The 16278-nt window shown below is 72.4% G+C and carries 13 protein-coding genes; 7 read left to right on the top strand and 6 right to left on the bottom strand.

What is annotated here, in order from left to right:
- Window positions 1–511: 511 nt before the first annotated feature.
- Window positions 512–2335 (top strand): carboxypeptidase-like regulatory domain-containing protein, encoded by a 1824-nt coding sequence (locus CLV40_RS17375; protein WP_146108080.1) that lies wholly within the window; start codon window positions 512–514, stop codon window positions 2333–2335.
- Window positions 2336–2551: 216 nt separating this feature from the next.
- Here the strand turns inward: CLV40_RS17375 and CLV40_RS17370 are convergent, their stop codons facing one another.
- From CLV40_RS17370 to CLV40_RS17360, 3 genes are all read right to left on the bottom strand, one after another.
- On the bottom strand, window positions 2552–2929 hold the full coding sequence (locus tag CLV40_RS17370; RefSeq protein ID WP_104479965.1) for a PPOX class F420-dependent oxidoreductase: 378 nt from the start codon (window positions 2927–2929) through the stop codon (window positions 2552–2554).
- A 20-nt stretch (window positions 2930–2949) separates the two neighbouring features.
- The gene (locus tag CLV40_RS17365; RefSeq protein WP_104479964.1) at window positions 2950–3543 is read right to left on the bottom strand and encodes a dihydrofolate reductase family protein; all 594 of its coding nucleotides are present in this window, start codon (window positions 3541–3543) and stop codon (window positions 2950–2952) included.
- Window positions 3544–3626: 83 nt separating this feature from the next.
- A complete protein-coding gene (locus tag CLV40_RS17360; RefSeq protein ID WP_104479963.1) occupies window positions 3627–4214 on the bottom strand; it encodes a TMEM165/GDT1 family protein in 588 nt (195 codons plus the stop codon).
- Window positions 4215–4534: 320 nt separating this feature from the next.
- Here CLV40_RS17360 and CLV40_RS17355 point away from each other — a divergent pair, with 320 nt between their 5' ends.
- Window positions 4535–5167, top strand: a complete 633-nt coding sequence (locus CLV40_RS17355; protein ID WP_104479962.1) for a hypothetical protein — start codon at window positions 4535–4537, stop codon at window positions 5165–5167.
- Window positions 5168–5335: 168 nt separating this feature from the next.
- Entirely contained in the window at window positions 5336–6133 is a 798-nt protein-coding gene (locus CLV40_RS17350) for an AfsR/SARP family transcriptional regulator (protein ID WP_104479961.1), read from the top strand.
- Here the strand turns inward: CLV40_RS17350 and CLV40_RS17345 are convergent.
- From CLV40_RS17345 to CLV40_RS38080, 3 genes are all read right to left on the bottom strand, one after another.
- Window positions 6034–9501, bottom strand: a complete 3468-nt coding sequence (locus CLV40_RS17345; protein ID WP_104479960.1) for an NACHT domain-containing protein — start codon at window positions 9499–9501, stop codon at window positions 6034–6036. The genes CLV40_RS17350 and CLV40_RS17345 overlap by 100 nt on opposite strands.
- Window positions 9502–9629: 128 nt before the next feature.
- Complete coding sequence (locus tag CLV40_RS17340; RefSeq protein ID WP_104479959.1) at window positions 9630–10403, bottom strand: hypothetical protein; 774 nt, start codon at window positions 10401–10403, stop codon at window positions 9630–9632.
- Window positions 10404–10437: 34 nt separating this feature from the next.
- A complete protein-coding gene (locus tag CLV40_RS38080; protein ID WP_181043563.1) occupies window positions 10438–11535 on the bottom strand; it encodes a PA2928 family protein in 1098 nt (365 codons plus the stop codon).
- 123 nt (window positions 11536–11658) lie between these two features.
- On the opposite strand from CLV40_RS38080, the gene CLV40_RS17330 reads away from it, so the two are divergent.
- The 4 genes from CLV40_RS17330 to CLV40_RS17315 are packed head-to-tail and all read left to right on the top strand — an operon-like array spanning window position 11659 to window position 16271.
- Window positions 11659–12924, top strand: a complete 1266-nt coding sequence (locus tag CLV40_RS17330) for a hypothetical protein (RefSeq protein ID WP_104479958.1) — start codon at window positions 11659–11661, stop codon at window positions 12922–12924.
- Window positions 12917–13948 (top strand): hypothetical protein, encoded by a 1032-nt coding sequence (locus tag CLV40_RS17325; RefSeq protein ID WP_146108079.1) that lies wholly within the window; start codon window positions 12917–12919, stop codon window positions 13946–13948. Before CLV40_RS17330 ends, CLV40_RS17325 begins: the two co-directional genes overlap by 8 nt.
- Window positions 13945–15096: a tetratricopeptide repeat protein gene (locus tag CLV40_RS17320; RefSeq protein WP_104479956.1), complete on the top strand. Its 1152-nt coding sequence runs from the start codon at window positions 13945–13947 to the stop codon at window positions 15094–15096. The genes CLV40_RS17325 and CLV40_RS17320 overlap by 4 nt, the downstream gene beginning before the upstream one ends.
- Window positions 15093–16271, top strand: coding sequence for a CHAT domain-containing protein (locus CLV40_RS17315; RefSeq protein ID WP_219824011.1), 1179 nt, complete (start codon window positions 15093–15095; stop codon window positions 16269–16271). Before CLV40_RS17320 ends, CLV40_RS17315 begins: the two co-directional genes overlap by 4 nt.
- The last annotated feature ends 7 nt before the right edge of the window (window positions 16272–16278 follow it).

Below are 16278 nucleotides of genomic sequence, written 5' to 3'. Positions count from 1 at the left end.
GACCTCAACACCACTCCCGTGGCACCGGGTGCGGACGCGCTCGACGCCTGCCGAACCAGCGACCTGACTGGACGGGATTCGTTCCATGGCGGAGTTCATCTTCCCCTCGATGAATTCCGCGGTATGCCTGAACTCGACATGGATCCCGCTACCTCATCATTGCCACCTTTTCCGTCGCCGGTTCGAAACGGCGCGTGGCGTCAGCACGCGCGCCGATGCAAGCGGAATGCGGTTGTCCGCGTGTGGTCGCGACGACCGGCCCGCTCGGATGGCACAGACCACATGGCGGCGAAGGTAGTCGATCACCGGAGTCTTAGGGCATTCCATCCGCAGGCGTGACGGCCCTGCCTACGTAGAGAATCCCCGAGGAGCCTGGGGCGCGCAATGTACCGATTCCCCAGGCGACCGAAGCGAGGCATCGAGAATGCACAGACGACTATCCGTGCTCGTCGCCGCCTGTCTCCCCCTGGCGGCAGCTTCGCTGTTCGCGTCGACGGCGACAGCACAAGCAGTGCCTGCTCCGCGCCCGGTCGCCGAGCAGCGCGTGGACCCCCTGGGGTCCACCGAGCGGACCTCGAGCGAACAGACCGCCGCCGCAACCACAACGGTGCGCTCGTCGGCGACTGGAGTCCCTACAACAACGACTACCACCACCCCCCGCGCCAGTACGATCCCCAGCACAACGACACCGACCGGGTCGACCACGAACGCGACGTCCGCGACGACGACCTCGGCGACGCCTACGGCCCCGGAGACCACTACTACCGTCTCGTCCACTACACCGGCGGCGGAGTCGCCCGATCTCCGCGTCACCGCCGAGTTCACCCAACCCTCCTACGACATCCGGGACTACGCCTACATCCGGTTGTCGGTGACCAACGTCGGCACCGCGACGGCCACGGCTGTCACCATCGAGAGCACCGGGCAGTCCCGGCCGTCCTTTCCCCCGCTGTGGCGGATCGAGCCCGGCGCGACCGTGGAGGTCAAGGGGGATGTCGCCCTGTTCGTCCTCCCCGGCCCGGGGCCCCTCGCGGTGTCCATCACCCTGCGGTCGGACGAACCTGACGCCAATCCGTCGGACAACACGGTGAACCTCACCACGATCGTCACGCAGGTGCGCGCCGACTTCACCGGCGTCATCTACGGCGACGCCAACCGGGACGGGATCCGGCAACCGGGTGAAGAGATCGCCGGCGCGCTCGTGACCACGACCGGTGGACGCCCCGAAGGCACGTACAGCACGAGCACTGGAGCCGATGGGCGGTTCGCGTTCTCCGACATCCCCGCGGGCGAGTACGCCACCAGGGTCGAGGCGAGCGGATGGAGATTCGGTGTCCACCACGCATTGGTGGACAAGGGCAAGGATCCGGCCGCGGAAATCGATGGACTCCGCCCGCTGGCAGACGTCCTGACCGTGTCGATGCGCTTTGACGAGGAGGCGAACCGCGCGGCCGAGCTCGCTCCGCTGACGGTGAAGCTCACCAACCGCGGGTCGGTGCCTGTCCGCGGTGTCAACGCCAAGTGCGACAGCTCGAGCAACGACGGCTCCGATTGGGGCGACCTCAACTCCTACGAGGGCGTGACGATCCCGCCGAGCACGACGAGAACCCTGCGAGCGCGGACGATGATCCTCGCTTGGGCCCCACCAGGCAGCGAAGCCTCGGTCACCTGCGACTTCTTCGTCCGCTACACCTCGTCCGACTTCGTCAGGTCCTCCGCGACGACCCGCGTCCTGCCCGGTTTCGGGACACTGACCGGCAGCGTGATGCGGGCCGATTCCGGGGTCTCGCTCCGCTGCTGGCCGCCCGGCTCCGTGACCGCGCGCTGCGGCTATCCCACGGGTCCAGGAGTTCCCGACATCAAGATCTACCTCTCCGACTCCGCCGGGAAGGTCTCGGCGCGCGCGGTGACCGACCGGCTGGGAGACTTCGCCTTCCCCCCGGTGATGCCAGGCCCGTACAGCATCAAGGTGGTGGGCCCATGGCGGATGACACAACCTGACGTCTTCAGCCCCTACAACATCTCCGTGGGAACTACGCGCATCCGGATCTGGGTCGTACCAGGTCCTGATCAACCCGACCCGGACTCCACACCCTCCGCACCGCCAACCACGCCCCAGCGAGCACACCGCACACACCCGGCTCCGTCCAACCCGACCGCACGGGCCAACGGTCTGGCACACACCGGTGCGGACATGGCATGGCAGACCGGACTCGGCCTGCTGTCCGTGCTGTTCGGCGCCCTTCTGGTCCACCGCGTCCGCCGCTCCGCGCGCCGAGACGCCTCCACACGACGACCGAAAGGTCTTGCCGCCCGGAGGACGGGCCTTGGCTGAGTCCGACTGGATGACGCGACAGAGGTGCACCCGGCTCGGCTGGACGCTCGCCACGACCACAAGCGTGACCCCCCGTCCAACGACGCCTCCCGATCCGCCACCCAGCAGGCCAGAACCGGCGGGATTTCGCCACCGGTAATCTTCCGCGCGTTACCGGAACGCCGGCGGCGACCACTCGGTCGGCGCAGCCGGGTAGCACACCGCGGGCACCTGGGGTCAGGCGATGGTCTGCCGGTCGGGCTCGATCAGGATGGCGACCCGGGGCTCGGCGCGGTCGTAGGGGCGGCCGATGTACTTGAGCGCGATGCTGTCGACGACCTCCCAGGACCGGTCCCCGTCGAGCCACTCGACGGCGCGGCCGCGGATCATGACCGGTTGGAACGGGTTGTCCGGCGGGGTCAGGGAGATCGCCACGCGGGGGTCGCGGCGGAGGTTGCGGGCCTTGCGGCTGTCCGGGCCGGTGAGGATCGCGATGTGGTCGCCGTGGGCGCCGATCCAGACGGGGACGGCGTGCGGGGCGCCGTCGGGCAGCAGGGTGGCCAGGTGGGCGATCGGGGTGCCGTCGAGGACGCGGCGGATGTCGGGGTTGAGCACGGGGGTTCCTTCCGGGCGGGTCAGCGGTTGACGCGGTAGTGCAGGTGGGTGACGCCGGGGGCGGGGACCGCCTCGACGAGGTCGAGGTGGACGTGCTCGGGGAGTGCCTGGAAGAACGGCCTGCCCGCGCCGAGCAGCACCGGCACCTGGTGCAGGACCAGCTCGTCCACGAGTCCCGCCTTGAGTGCCGCGGTGACGACACCGCCGCCCATGAGGCCGACGTCCTTGCCGTCGGCAACCCCATGGGCGGCGGCGAGCGCGTCCTCGATGCCGGTGGTGACCAGCGTCTGCCGCTCGGTGATCTCCGGCGCGGGTCGGTGGGTGAGCAGGACCAGCCGGGCCGCCGGGTGCGGGCTGCCGCCGCCGAAGCGGTCGGAGTCCTCGTAGGTGTTGCGGCCCGCCACGACGGCGCCCACCCGGGCGGCCAGGGCGTCGAAGACGCGCGTGCTGGGTTCGCTGAGCCGGAAGCCGTCGAAGACCCGGCTCGGGGTGTCGCCGCCGAAGTACCAGTCGAACAGGGTGGACCCGTCGCCGAGGCCGCGGCCGGGGCCGGGTTCGCGGCCGGTGATGTAGCCGTCCACCGACACCGCGTGCGCGGCGATGACCTTGCTCATGCGCTCGATCCCTTCGTGGGTTCCTTCAGAAGACTCGCCTACCGTAGCAGGCTAAGTTCCCTGAAGGAACCCATGGGGCCGGGTCAGCCGAGCAGCCGGACGGCGTCGACCGCCAACCACGCGCCGAACAGGAAGAACAGGGCCGAGGCGCCGTAGCGGATGGTCTTCTCGGGCAGGTTGCGGCCGAGGGCCCGGCCGATCACGATCGCCAAGGCGTCCGCGGCGACCATGCCGACGGTGGAGCCGATCCACACCCCGAGCCACCCGTGGTCCGTGGCCAGGGTGATGGTGGCCAGCATGGTCTTGTCGCCCAGTTCGGCCAGGAAGAACGCGGTGCCCACCGCGATCACCACCGACCGGGTCGCGCGCTGGGCCTTGGCCTTCTCGTCGTCGGTGAGGGTGTCGCCGCGCAGGGTCCAGAAGCCGAAGCCGAGGAAGGCGACGGCGGCGGCCAGGTTGATCCACCCGGTGGGCAGGGCCGCGCCGAGGCCGTGGCCGATGGCCACCGAGGCCAGGTGCACGACCGCCGTGGCCAGCGTGATGCCTGCCAACACCGGCCACACCTTGAAGCGGGTGGCGAACGTCAGGGCCATGAGCTGCGACTTGTCGCCCAGCTCCGCCACGAAGATCACCCAGAACGACACCAGCGTGCCGACGAGCACTGCGTCCATCTCGGATTCCGGTCCTTACCTCGCGCGCCGGACCGTGGGCGCGTCTGCGGGCGACCTCGATCCGGCACTGTGCTGTGCCTGGATCGAAGGTCTCGCCCGCCCCGTCGAAACGAGGCCATCCGACCGGACCCGCGAGCGGGTCAGTGTGTCGACCGGGATGTTGGGGGCTACTCCCCTTCGCTTACACCGCGAATCGTAGACGAGGGCCGCGCACCCGACCAAGCCGGTGTGCCCACCACCACCGTCCAGTCGGCGTCCCTTGGGTGTCCAGTCGCCGTCCCTAGCGTCCTCCGCACCACCTACCGAGGAGGAGCACCACAGTGTTCAAAGGTAAAGGACGAAGGGTAGTCGGGCTGGTCCTGGCGCTGGCGGGAGCGATCGCACCCGCCGTGGCCACGGCCGCGCCCGCCAGCGCGGACCTGGCCAACGTGCGGTTCGGCATCCGGGTGGTCGACGACGGCGGTCGCTCGCAGCTCGGGCCGCTGCAGGTCACCCCGTTCGCCGTCGACGGGGGCGGCGCGTCGCCCTTCGCGTTCGACACCAACCAGTTCGACCCGGACGGGGCCCAGCTCCTGCTCAGCAGCACCGGCATCCCCACCAACCTGGACGTGCGCATCTGCGGCCAGGCCGTCGACAACCCCCGGCGCAGGCCCACGTTCGGCGCCTTCGTGTGCTCGCCGTGGGCCAGCCAGGGCGGCGGGGAGACCCCGTTCGTCACCGATGACAACCAGTTCGACCCGGACGGTTTCCTGGTCGGCCTCCAGGTGCGGCAGCTGCCCGCGGGTACGCAGCTCAACGACCTGAGGTTGTCCATCCGGGCCGTCGACAACGGCCTGTCCGGTCCCACCCAGGTCACGCCGTGGTTGAGCCAGGGCGGCGGGTTCAGCCCGTTCGCCTTCGACTCGAACGCCTTCGACCCCGACGGCTACGTCTACGGGATCAACGTCAGGTAGGAGCCAACCGCCACTCCCCCGGGTCCGGGCCGTCCACACCGTGGGCGGCCCGGACACTTTGCCGTGGCGGGGACTCCCGTTTGCTCATTGTCACGAATCGTCCGCCGGACACGGCGAACCGGCGGCGCGCGGTGGGAGTGTGTGGCCAGAGGGACATGGGGAGGTCTGATGCTGCGGTTCTCGGTGCTGGGCCCGTTGCGGGCGTGGCGGGACGACGAAGAACTGGACCTGGGTCCACCTTCGCGACGCGCCGTCCTCGGCCTGCTCGTGCTGGCGGGTGGGGCGTACGTCTCGCGGTCGGAACTGGTCGACGCGCTGTGGGGCGACGATCCACCGGCCACAGCCGCGAACGTGCTGCAAACCCACGTCAAACACCTCCGGCGCCTGGTGGAGCCCGGCCGCCTGGCACGGGCGCGCAGCGAGATCCTGCGCCATACCAACGGCGGCTACGTGCTAAGGGCGGCAGAGTCCGATGTAGACACCTTCCGACGACACCTCCGGCAAGCCGACGGCGAGCAGACCGTCCCGGCCTTAGCGGCCGCGCTGCGGTGCTGGCACGGACGCCCGCTCGCCGACTTGCCCGCCCTGGCCGCCCACCCCAAGGTCATCGCGCTCACCATCGAGCACCGCCTGGCCCTGATCCGCTACGGCGAGGGGATGATCGCCCGTGGCGCGGCCGCCGAGGTGGTCGCACCGCTGAGCGAAGCCGCCGCCCAACACCCCCTGGACGAACGCGTCCACGCCACCCTGATCAACGCGATGCGCGCGGCCGGACAGCGGGCAGCCGCGTTCGACGTGCACGCCACCATCAGCCGCGCGCTCGCCGACGACTTGGGCCTCGACCCCGGCCCGGAACTGGCGTCGGCCTACCTGTCACTGCTGGGCGCGGAGCTGTCGACCCACGCGCGCAACGCGGTCAGCCGCGCCCGGGTGGAGTGCGGCAGGTCGTCCCGGCCGAGCGCTTGAGCGAGCGCGGCGTCCACCCCGGCGCGGTGTCCTGTTTGGATCATCCGGTCTGCGGCAAGGATGCCAAGAGCCACCTCACCTCCGTGGTGCACCACGACATCAGTCCACACGCACACGGCCTGGGAAAGCGCGCCGAAGGTGCTCAGGCGGGTGGCGACCCGCAGGCGGAGCCGCGCCGGGAGGTCTCGGTCGAGAACGGCCTGGACGAGCTCGGTGGATTCGTGGATACCCCGCTGGTCCAGCCATGTCCCCGCGATGGTGGCGAGTTCGTCGTCCTCGGTGTTCATGGCGAGGACCACGGCTCGACGGAGGATGTCGTGAGCCTCGGCGCGGCGACCGTCGCGGTGCAGTGCCTCGGCCAGCCTCCGCAGGTCCGCGCACGAGCAACAACCGACCTGGCCGAGCACGGTGTCGAGGAGCAGCGCCCGCAGCTCGCGTGGCCCGTCCTCGTCGAGGTCGTCGTGGATCTCCAGCAGCACTTCGGCGGGCGGTGCGGTGTCGACCACTTGGCGCAGGAGCGCCGCCGCCTCGGACTCCCGCCCCGCCTCGGACAAGACCGGCGCCAGTTGGGCGATGTAGGCCACAGGACGCGCGGCGGCGTCGGCCAGCACCAGCGCCAGCTCCGGTTCATCGCTGTGAACCAGCAAGGTGCGTATGACGCTCCAGTAGTTGCTCGGCAGCAGCACAGAGGTCGCGAGCAGGCTACGCGCGTAGGAGCAGGCCTGCGACTGGTGGTCGAGAATCGCCAAAGTGGCGGCGAAGTAGGTTCGGTGTCCCATGGCGGGATGGGGTGCGTTCGCTACTTCGGCGACCAAGTCGTCGGGCGAGTGCTTGGCCTCCAATGCCAACTGCACGGCCCTTCGCACACCGTCGAGTCGAAGACCGTGCATTGTGAGGCAGGAGCGGGCCAGCTCGCCCGCGGTGTGGCGGTCGAACTCCTGGACCGCCTCCGCGCAACCGAGCAGGTACGCGACCGACTTCGTGGACGCGGCTGCCACGACCTCGGCCACCGCTGAGGCACCTTCGGCCGACAGCAACGCCGTCACCGCCTCGGTGAACGCGGTGATGTCGCAGTCGGTGGCCAGTGCCAGTCGAGCCGCCCAGGCCGCGTCGCCGCGCAGACCGGCGCGGCCGAGGAGTTCCGCGATACCCGCCCAGTTGTACCGTCCATCCGAGATGATCCCGATCACCCAGGAGTCCCGGAGTCGTTGGGGCGACCGGTTGCCGTGGGCCGGTGGGACGAGGGGGTCCGCCGTGGTCTGGGGATCAGCGCGCATCGCCGCGATGGTGTCCTGGGCGAGTTCGGCCGCCGCGGCCGTCCGGTGCGAATCCAGCAGACCGGAGACATAGGCCAGGGACAGCACGTAGTTCGCCCCGGCGCCGCGGGCCAGCCCGGTCAGCAGCCGCTCGACGCGGGTCCCGCTGTCGGCTTCGAGGTCGGCGAAGCCGGAGGTGATGTGCTGCAACACATCCGGGTCGCTCACCGATGCCTGCCTGCCGAGCCAGGCAAGCGCGTCGGCCCGATCATCGATCAACCCGACACCGATGGCCGCCTCGACGCGGACGTGCAACGGGAGGTCGGTGTTGTCCCGCGTGCGGCGCAGGCGGTCGAGCACGACGTCTTGGTGCACACCAATGGATGTGAGCACCGCACGGACTTCTCGAGCGGGCCCGAAGGGTTCCGGGAAGAGTCCGGCGAGCAACAGCAGATCGATGAGTCGGCCGATGATCTCGGTGGTCAACGCGCGCCCGACGGGCAAGTCACCGGTCAGCAGTCGTCCCGCCAGCAGGACGTGGTCGGTGTCCATGCCCAGCAACTTGCGCAAGACGGCGGTGATGTCATTGCCCTGACTGCCCCACAGCACAAAGGTGAACAGCGCGTAGTCCTGCGTGGCAGGCAGGACGCCGCGCTCGATCCAGTCGTCCACGGCGGTGAAGTCGGGGTCGATGTCCCTGGCGTGGCTGCGGGCGGCGAGGAACTCGGCGAACGACTGGTGGGAGAAGCGCAGCGCGTCCTCGGTGCGGGTGAAGACGCCGCTGCTGGTGAGCAGCGCGCGCATGTCCTCCTCCCACCCCGGCGGCGGTTCGGTGATCGACGTCTTGGCGAGCACCCAGTCCCGCGCGGCGTCGAACAGCGGCTTGTCGGTGTCGAGGCGGACCACGGCCAGTGCCTCGATGAGGTCGACGCGGTGGTCGTCGATCCAGGTGGCCAGCTCCAGCCGGGCGGGGAGGTGGCTGAGCGCGCGGCGCAGCTCGTCGCGGGTGCGGCGGCCGCTGGTCTCGTCGGTGAGCAGGTAGTCCATGAAGCGCTGGTAGAGACTCGCCGTGCTGCGCGGCAGATCCCGGTCGGGTTCGAGGGTGTGCGCGATGGCGGCGATCGTGGCCAGCAGGGGGTTGCGCACCAGTTCGCGCAGTTTGCCGTCGCTGACCTGCCGCACGAACTCGGCGGCCCGCGTCCGGCCGGTCAGGGCGTTCTGCGCGCGGAACCAGGCGGTCGCGAACTCCTCCAGTTCCATCGGCCCGAACGGCTGGATGACGAAGGTGTCGGCCCCGACCTCCTCGAACGGCTTCATCTCCGCGGTCGGCAGCGGGCGGGTGGTGACGACGATCCGGTAGAGCTCGGAGCGGCGCATGCGGGCGGTGATCGCGCGGATGACCCGCTCCCGCGTGCTCCGGTCGGCGATCTCGTCCAGGCCGTCGATGAACACCAGCCACCGGGCCCCGAACGCGCGCTTGGCGAACAGCGCGGGTTCCGGGGCGCTGGTCAGCAGCGGTCCGACGGCGTCCCGCGTGCCAGCCGCCAGCAACTCGCTCCACGCCCGGTCGTCGGCCAGGGCCCGGGCAGGTACCCGCAGCGGCAGCACCGGTTCCCGCAGCGGCGGTTGCGCGCCCTCGACACCGAGCCAGCAATCGCAGATCTGCTGCACGTACATGTGGCCGAGGGTGGACTTGCCCGCTCCAGGCTCACCCGTGATGACCATGTGCCCACCGCGGTCGAGGGCTTCACCGGCCGACAGCGGCCGATCCCCTCCGTCGTTGAACGGGCTGCTCGGCCGCCGGGGCTCGCCCGACTCCGGCGTCCGGTCCTCACGCGCGCGGATGCGTTGCTGCACGTACACCTTGGCCAACTCGGGTCGCCGCACGCCCAGCAGCCGGTAGGGCAACGTGTCCACGGCCTCGCGTTGGGCCTCCAAGAGGTCCACCAACCCCGGCGTGACCCGGGGCAGCGCCGCCCACTCGGTCAGTGGCGGGTGCTCGGCGGCTTCAGCGGAGCCGAACACCACCTGGTCGATCCGAGCGGCCTGCACGACCGGCCCGGTGAAGTGCCCGCCACTGATCTCGTTGTGCGAGCCCGGCGCGTCCACCATTCCCGAAGCCCCCTGCGGTGCGGCTTGATCCGGCCCGGGAACACTACCCGTTCCACCGCGACGCCACTGCGACGCCGCTGCGCGACCGCGAACGTCCGCGGTCGCGCAGTGGGATCAGGAGTGGGGAATCAGGCCAGCGAGGTGACGATGGCGACCTCGCTCTCGTCGTGGGGCAGGTACTTGACCTGCACGGCCGAGCCGGGCTGCACGCGGGGGATCGCGCTCTGCGGCAGCGCCTTCTCCTGGGTCAGGTCGAACATGGTGTGGTCCGGCCGGGTGATCCGCAAGGTCACCTTGGCCACGGTCCGGCCGTCGCGGATCTCGCCGGTGGGGGCCATCGCGAGGACCACGGCCGAGGCGTCGATGCCGTGCTCGGCGATGCGCAGCTGCTGCGGGGTGATGTGGCCCTTGGCGAGCTGGACGCGGTTGAGCGCGGCCTGCAGCTCGGGCTGGGAGGCGTCGGTGGCCAGGGCGACGCTGCCGTCCGGCAGGTACCGCACGGGCAGCACCGCGCCGGGCTGGACCGCGCCCAGCTCGGTCAGGTCGACGATCTGCCGCGCGGTGCCCACGAAGGACCGGCCGTCCGCGGCGTCGACCCGCAGCTGGATGGCGAGCTGCGGCTGGTCGTTGACGCTCAGACCGGTGCGCCCCACCGAGATCACGGTGCCCATGCCGATCGGCGCGCCGCGGAACTGCTTGGGCACCCCGCCGCGCAGGGCCGCGAACCCGCCGCCGAGCTTGCCCGCCAGCGAGAACAGCGTGGGGGCGACGAACACCAGCAGGATCGGGCCCGCGAGCCAGCCGTTGGCCCAGGCGACCGGGCCGCCCCCGAGTCCGGTGGCGACGTACATGGCGGTGCAGGCGGCGCCGATGAGCAGCACGATCCAGGCGATGGTCTTCATGGTGAACTCCTTGGTGCGGAAAGGGATCGGGGGACTAGGAAGGGGAGCCGAAGAAGTCGGTGGCGCCGACGGTGAGCTCGGTGAGCTTGCCGCCGGTGGTGAGCACGGCGAGGGAGTCGCCGGTGGACACCACGACCGTGCCGTCGGCGCCGGTGTCGACCGCCGTCGGGTTCGAGCCGAGCGGGAGGGTGCTCGTGACCGCGCCGCTGTCGAGCGAGACGGCGCTGAGCGCGGTGCCGCCGTCGTTGACCGAGCGGTCGTGGCGGACGAGCACGTACCCGGAGCCCGCCCCCACCGCGGGCGCGGTCCCGTCGGACGGCGCGGGGCCGACCACCAGCGAGCCGTCGAAGAACACCGTGTTGCCGACCGGCGTCTCGGTGCCGTCCTCGCCGACCCGGACGAGGACCTTGCCCGGTGCGCCGTTGGGCCGCTCGCGCGCCTCGACCGTCACTCCCCCGCCGAGCGCGGCCTCGGACGCGCTGATCCGCGGCGTCGACCGGCCGCGGCCGTTCGCCGCGAGGCGGGTCGTCCAGGCGTCGGCGGTGGCGGGGTCGACCGGGGCGGCGACCGGGTTGTCGAGCGGGATCGCGACCACCGCGCCCGCCGCGGTCATCGCCATCACCCTGCGGTTCTCGGCGTCGTAGCCGTAGGCCGACGGCGCGGCGATGAACGCCGACCCGAGGCCCTCGACGCCGTCGCCCTTGGCCACGATGTCGCCGGTGTGGACGTCGAAGACCAGCAGGCCGGTGTCGGTGGTCAGGTAGGCGTACTTGTCGCCGGTGGCCAGCACGGTCGCGTCCCAGATCAGCGCGTCGGACACCTGCTTGTCCCACAGCACCTCGCCGGTCGCGGCGTCGGTGGCGGCGACCCGGGCCTGGAACATGTCCTTGGTCATCAGCTGGAACATGCCCCGGGCGCCGTGGCGGCCGTAGGGCACCAGCACGACCTCGCGACCGTCCACCGTGGCCAGGGCGATGCCCGGCTCGATGTCGACGTCGGGTTCGGGGCTGGCCGCGTAGGAGACCCCGAAGAACAGGGCGCCGAACGCGACGATCGGCGTCCCGAGCACCAGGGGCAGCCGCAGTCGGCGGCGCGCCCTCGCGAAGGTCGACGGCTGCGGTGTGTGGTACATCGGGTGCTCCCTGTGGCGGTCCGTTGTCGGTGTGGCACAAGACTGTCGCGACGCCCGTCCCTACCGATCACAGAAAAGGGCGTCCGGGCAGCTCAGAGGTTGCGACCGACTAGGCTCGGGCGGGTGAGCAGCCCGCGCGCGAGCGTCGCCCCCGAGCAGGCCGGGGTCACCCTGCCGCGGGGGCTGCTGATCGCGGAGGCGTGGTCGCGGCTGGGTCCGGCGGTGGCGCCGCTGGGCAACGCGTCCGGGCGACCGCTGGCCAGGACGGTGAAGCTGATCCTGGACCCGCTGGTGCTGCGCCCGGTGCTCAACCCGCGGTTCGCGGCCGGTGCCGTGGACGTCGCGCACGCCGAGGAGCTGCGCGACCGGATCGCCGCGGCCGGTCCGGTGCTCGCCGCGACGGCGGCGTGGTTCCTGCTGGTCAAGAAGCGGCGGCGCAAGGCGGGCATCACCGAGGGCAACCCGCAGGACCTCTACTTCCAGCGCTGCTTCGAGCTGGCGACCACGCTCGGCGACCCGGGCGCGGGGGCCGTGGCCGAGGCGGACGAGCTGCTCGCCGACGTGCACGACCGGGCCGGGCCGACGGTGGCGGGCCTGCGCGACTACGTGACGGACCCGGTCAACGTCGGTGCGCTGCTGCGCATGCTCGACGCGGCGTGGGCCGCGCTGCCCGCCGCCGGGCCCGACGGCGGCTCCGTGCTGCCCGACCGGTTCCTCGCCACCTGCGTGACCAGGCCGGACGCCGCGGTCTTCGCCGAGCTGGTCACCGACCTCGCGGGGTCGCGGGGCGCCGCCGACCTGCACCGGCCGGGGGTGGCCGCCGCCGACGGGCTGACCGACCGGGAGCTGCCGACCCGGCCGGAGCTGGGCGCGGCGGCGTCGAAGAACGCGCTGCCCAAGCCGTTCGACCGGTCCATCGTGCAGCGGCTGTTCGCCCCGCTCACCGACGCCGCCCGCCGCGACGCGCTGGCCGACGTGCCCGACCTGGTGCGCCGCGAGATCGCCCGCTCGGCCGCGCCGTGGCAGCTCGGCGCCGAGCCGGGCCGGGTCGCCATGCTGCTGGGTCGCGCGGCGGCGGCCGGGCTCGTCGGGCCACCCGCCGCCGGGGCCGCGGCGCAGCTGCGGACGCGCTGGGAGCGGGAGGCGTACGTCCACCGGGCGCGCCGGATGCCCGGTGACGGTGTGCACGCGGACGTGCACGGTGTGCGGGAGGCGTACCTGCGGCGGCTGTGGGTCCGGTTGCACGGCCGGGAACTGGTCGACAGCACGGTCGTGGCGACCGAGGTGTGGGACCTGCTCGACGGGGTCCTGCGGTCGGTGATCCTCGACCAGCGCGACCGGCTGCGCACCGCCCTGGAGCGGCTCGACGAGCGGGACGGACATGGCTGAGACACTGCGCGCGCGTCGAGTCGAGTCCGGTGTGGACGTCGGCGAGTGGCCGCACCCCGAGCGGACGGCGCTGGTGGAGGGCCGGGGCGCGTTGCTCGCCTGGGACGTCCTTTCCGGCGCTGTGTTCCCGGCGGCTCGGGTGTACGACCCGGTGCGCGCGGCCGACTGGCTGTGGGAGGTCTACGGACCCGAGGTCGCGGCGGAACTGTTGGGCGGCGCGGAATCCGTGACGGCGCGGGAAGACGAGTCGCCGGTTCGCGACGCCTGCGCCCTGCTCGCGCACCTGGGGTGGGTCGAGGCGTGGTGGCCCGCGTCATCGGTCGCGGGCGTGCCTGCGGTCGACCCGGTCCTGCTCAACGCGGAACTCGCGGTCGCGACCGCCGCCGTGGAGCACCTGCTCGACGACGAGGACGCCACCGCGCGTGCCCTCGCGGTCGCCACCCTGCCGGACATCGCCGTGGACCCGGAGGTCGCCGCGCTCGCCGCTCGTCTCGCCGAGCTGGCCGACGACCACGGCGTCGCCTTGCCGGAACCCGTGGCCGCGCCGAGTCGGTCCGAGTTCGCCTTGGCGGCGGGCGGTTCCGACCGGACGGGCACCATTTCCGTCCTTAGTGGAGTGTCGCCGGTCGACTGGGCGGCGGTGCCCGCGGGCGTGGTCGACGCGGCGGCGGGAGCCGAATGGGCGGTCGTACGGGAGCCGGGTGGCACGGTCTTGGAGGTCACCGTGCTTCCCGCGCCGGGCCTGGCGCCTCGCCCCCGGTTGTCGGCCCGCTTCGGCGACGTCGAACTACCCCTGGACGGCGTGGACGACCTCGGTCGGATCACCGGACGAGTGGCCGTCCCGCCGACCGTGCTGCTCACCCCTCCCGCGCGACGCGTACTCACCGTCTACGCGGCGGGTTTCGCGGAAACCCAGCCCGATCCCGACGCGAGCGAGCGCCGGGCCGCGATCATCGCCTACGCCCGGTCGAGGGTCGACACGCCGACCGCGACCATCACCGAACGCCGCGCGGGTCGACGGTGATCCAACCGACGCCGCCCCGGTGGGCGGCCGACACCGAGATCACGGTGATCCCCGAAAATCCGGAGGACATCGCCGCCGCGCACGCCATCCGGGCGGCGTTCCTGACGTCGACCGGGCAGTTCGCCGAGGCGGCGGCAGCGGCGGAGACCGCGCTCGAAGCGGCCTACGCCACCGCGCCCGAGCTGGCCGCGTCCGTCCACCTGGTCCTCGCCGAGATCGCGGGCACGACCGGCGACCCGGCGGGCAGCGCGGCGCACCTGGACCTCGCCCGTGACCTCGCGGCCGCCACCGGCGACCGGGAGTCCGAGATCACCGCGCTGCTCAGCCAGGCCCGCCTCGCGTACCTCGCCGCCGACAACGACCTCGCGGAGGCGCGCTACGAGGAGGCCGAACGCCTGCTCCTGGTCACCGGTGACACGCGCGGCCTCTCCGTGAGCCTGCACGGCCGGGCGGCCGTCGCGATCAGCCGGGGCCGCCCGCACGACGCCCTCGAGGCGCTGGACCGGGTGCTCGCCGCGCTCGGCGCCGACGCGGGACCCGTGGACCTCGTGGCGACCTACCAGGTGCAGGGCGGGGCCTGGGCGGCCCTGGGCGTGTTCGACCGCGCCGACGAGCGCTACGCCGCCGCCACCGAGGTCGCGACCCGAGCCGGGCTGTGGCACGTCGCGCTGGGCGTGGCGTGGTGGCGGGCCGACGGCCTGGTGCGGTGGGCGTCGACCGTCGAGGGCGCGCGGCGGCGCGAGCTGTGCCTGCGCGCCTTGGACCTGGCCTTGCCCGCGGCGCTGGCGGCGGAGGCGGCGCGCGGCCGGTTCCCGCACGGTCCGCTGCGGGAGCGTTGGGTCGCGCTCGCGTCCGAGCCCGCCACCCGCGCGGCGTTCACCGCGCTGCGCGGCCTCGGTGACGTCGTGTTGGTCGCGGCCTACATCGACCACCTCGCCGCGACGGTCTCGCTGGAGCCCGCGCACGCCGATCTGCCCCGCGACGAGCTGCTCACCCTTCCCGTCCCCGAGACGACGACGGCTTTCACTCTTCCGCCCCGGGTGCGGATCGACCCGGCGACGCCGTCTCCGTTGGACGCTTGGATCGATGAGGCGGAACGCCGCTACGGGTTCCCGGTGCGCTCGACCGCCGTGGTGGCGTCGTGGTGACGGCGCCGACCGTGCAGTTGACCATGGTCGACGCGGGCGACCTGTACCTCTCGTGGCGTTGGGAGCACGCGCTCGACGAGCCCCGGGCGCTCGTGCTGCCGCGTGAGCTGATCCAGGGCGCGCTGGCGGAGTTGGCCGCCGCCACCCCGTCGCCGCTCCCGGGCGAGACCGCCGAGCAGGCGTTGACGCGGGCGCTCACCCAGGGTCCGCTGGTCGACCGGGACCGTGAGATCGCCTTGGCGGAACTGCTGTCCCGGACCCTGCTGCCGCACGGGCTGGCGACCGAACTCAACGCGGTGATCACCCAAGGCGCCCGCCCGCACCTGCGGATCCGGCCCTCCCCGTCGACCGCGCGCGTCCCCTGGGAGGCGCTGCGCGTCGACGTCGGCCAGCGAACCGTGCACTGCGCGGACGTCTCGGTGCTGCCCCCGGCGACCGTCCGCAACGCACCCGGGCGCCTGGTGTCCGCCTTCGATCCGCAGGGGACGGTCGTGGGCGTCCTCGACCCGCGGGTCCCCGGCTTCGCCGACGCCTCCGCGCTCGGCTCGGTCCTCGGCCCCGTCGCTCCCGGTTCTCCGCTCGACGCCCTCGCCGCCGCCCACGGCCTGCGCCGCGACGACCTCGACCGCGCCACCCTCCAATCCGCCCTGGTCGACGCCGCCCGCTTCCTCTACGTCGGCCACGTCACCACCGGCGACCACGCCCTCGACGCCCGCCTGCACCTGTGCTGCACCGCGGACACGCCCGGCCAAGCCCGCCCCATCGGCGCCCACCGCCCGCTTACGGCCGCCGACCTGGCCCTGGCCCCTTGGCGCTTCCCCAACCGGGTCGCTCTCATCGCCTGCGAGAGCGGCGGCGACACCCGCTTCGCCGAACCCGCGGGCCTCGTCGCCGCGCTGGTCCGCGGCGGCGCCGAGTACGTCGTCTCGACCCGGTGGACGCTCCCCACCGACTCGGGCATGGCCCACCTGGTCCCCGGTCACCCGGGGACGCCCGCGCTGCCGGACGTCGTCGTCGCGGTGGACGCCGCCACCGCCACCCCCGATCCCGTCACCGCCCTGAACGCGTGGCAACGCGACCAGGCCACGCGCTGGGAGGCCACCGGCGACCCGGTCCACTCCCCTGTCCTGTGGGCCGCCTTCAGCACTTCGTGGGCGCCCGCCCCGCGCGCCTGACCGGCCG

The sequence above is a fragment of the Actinokineospora auranticolor genome (genome assembly GCF_002934265.1).
Classification (GTDB): Bacteria; Actinomycetota; Actinomycetes; order Mycobacteriales; family Pseudonocardiaceae; genus Actinokineospora; species Actinokineospora auranticolor.
The sequence above is the reverse complement of the archived record's forward strand: the minus strand, read 5'-3'. Positions and strand labels throughout refer to the sequence as shown.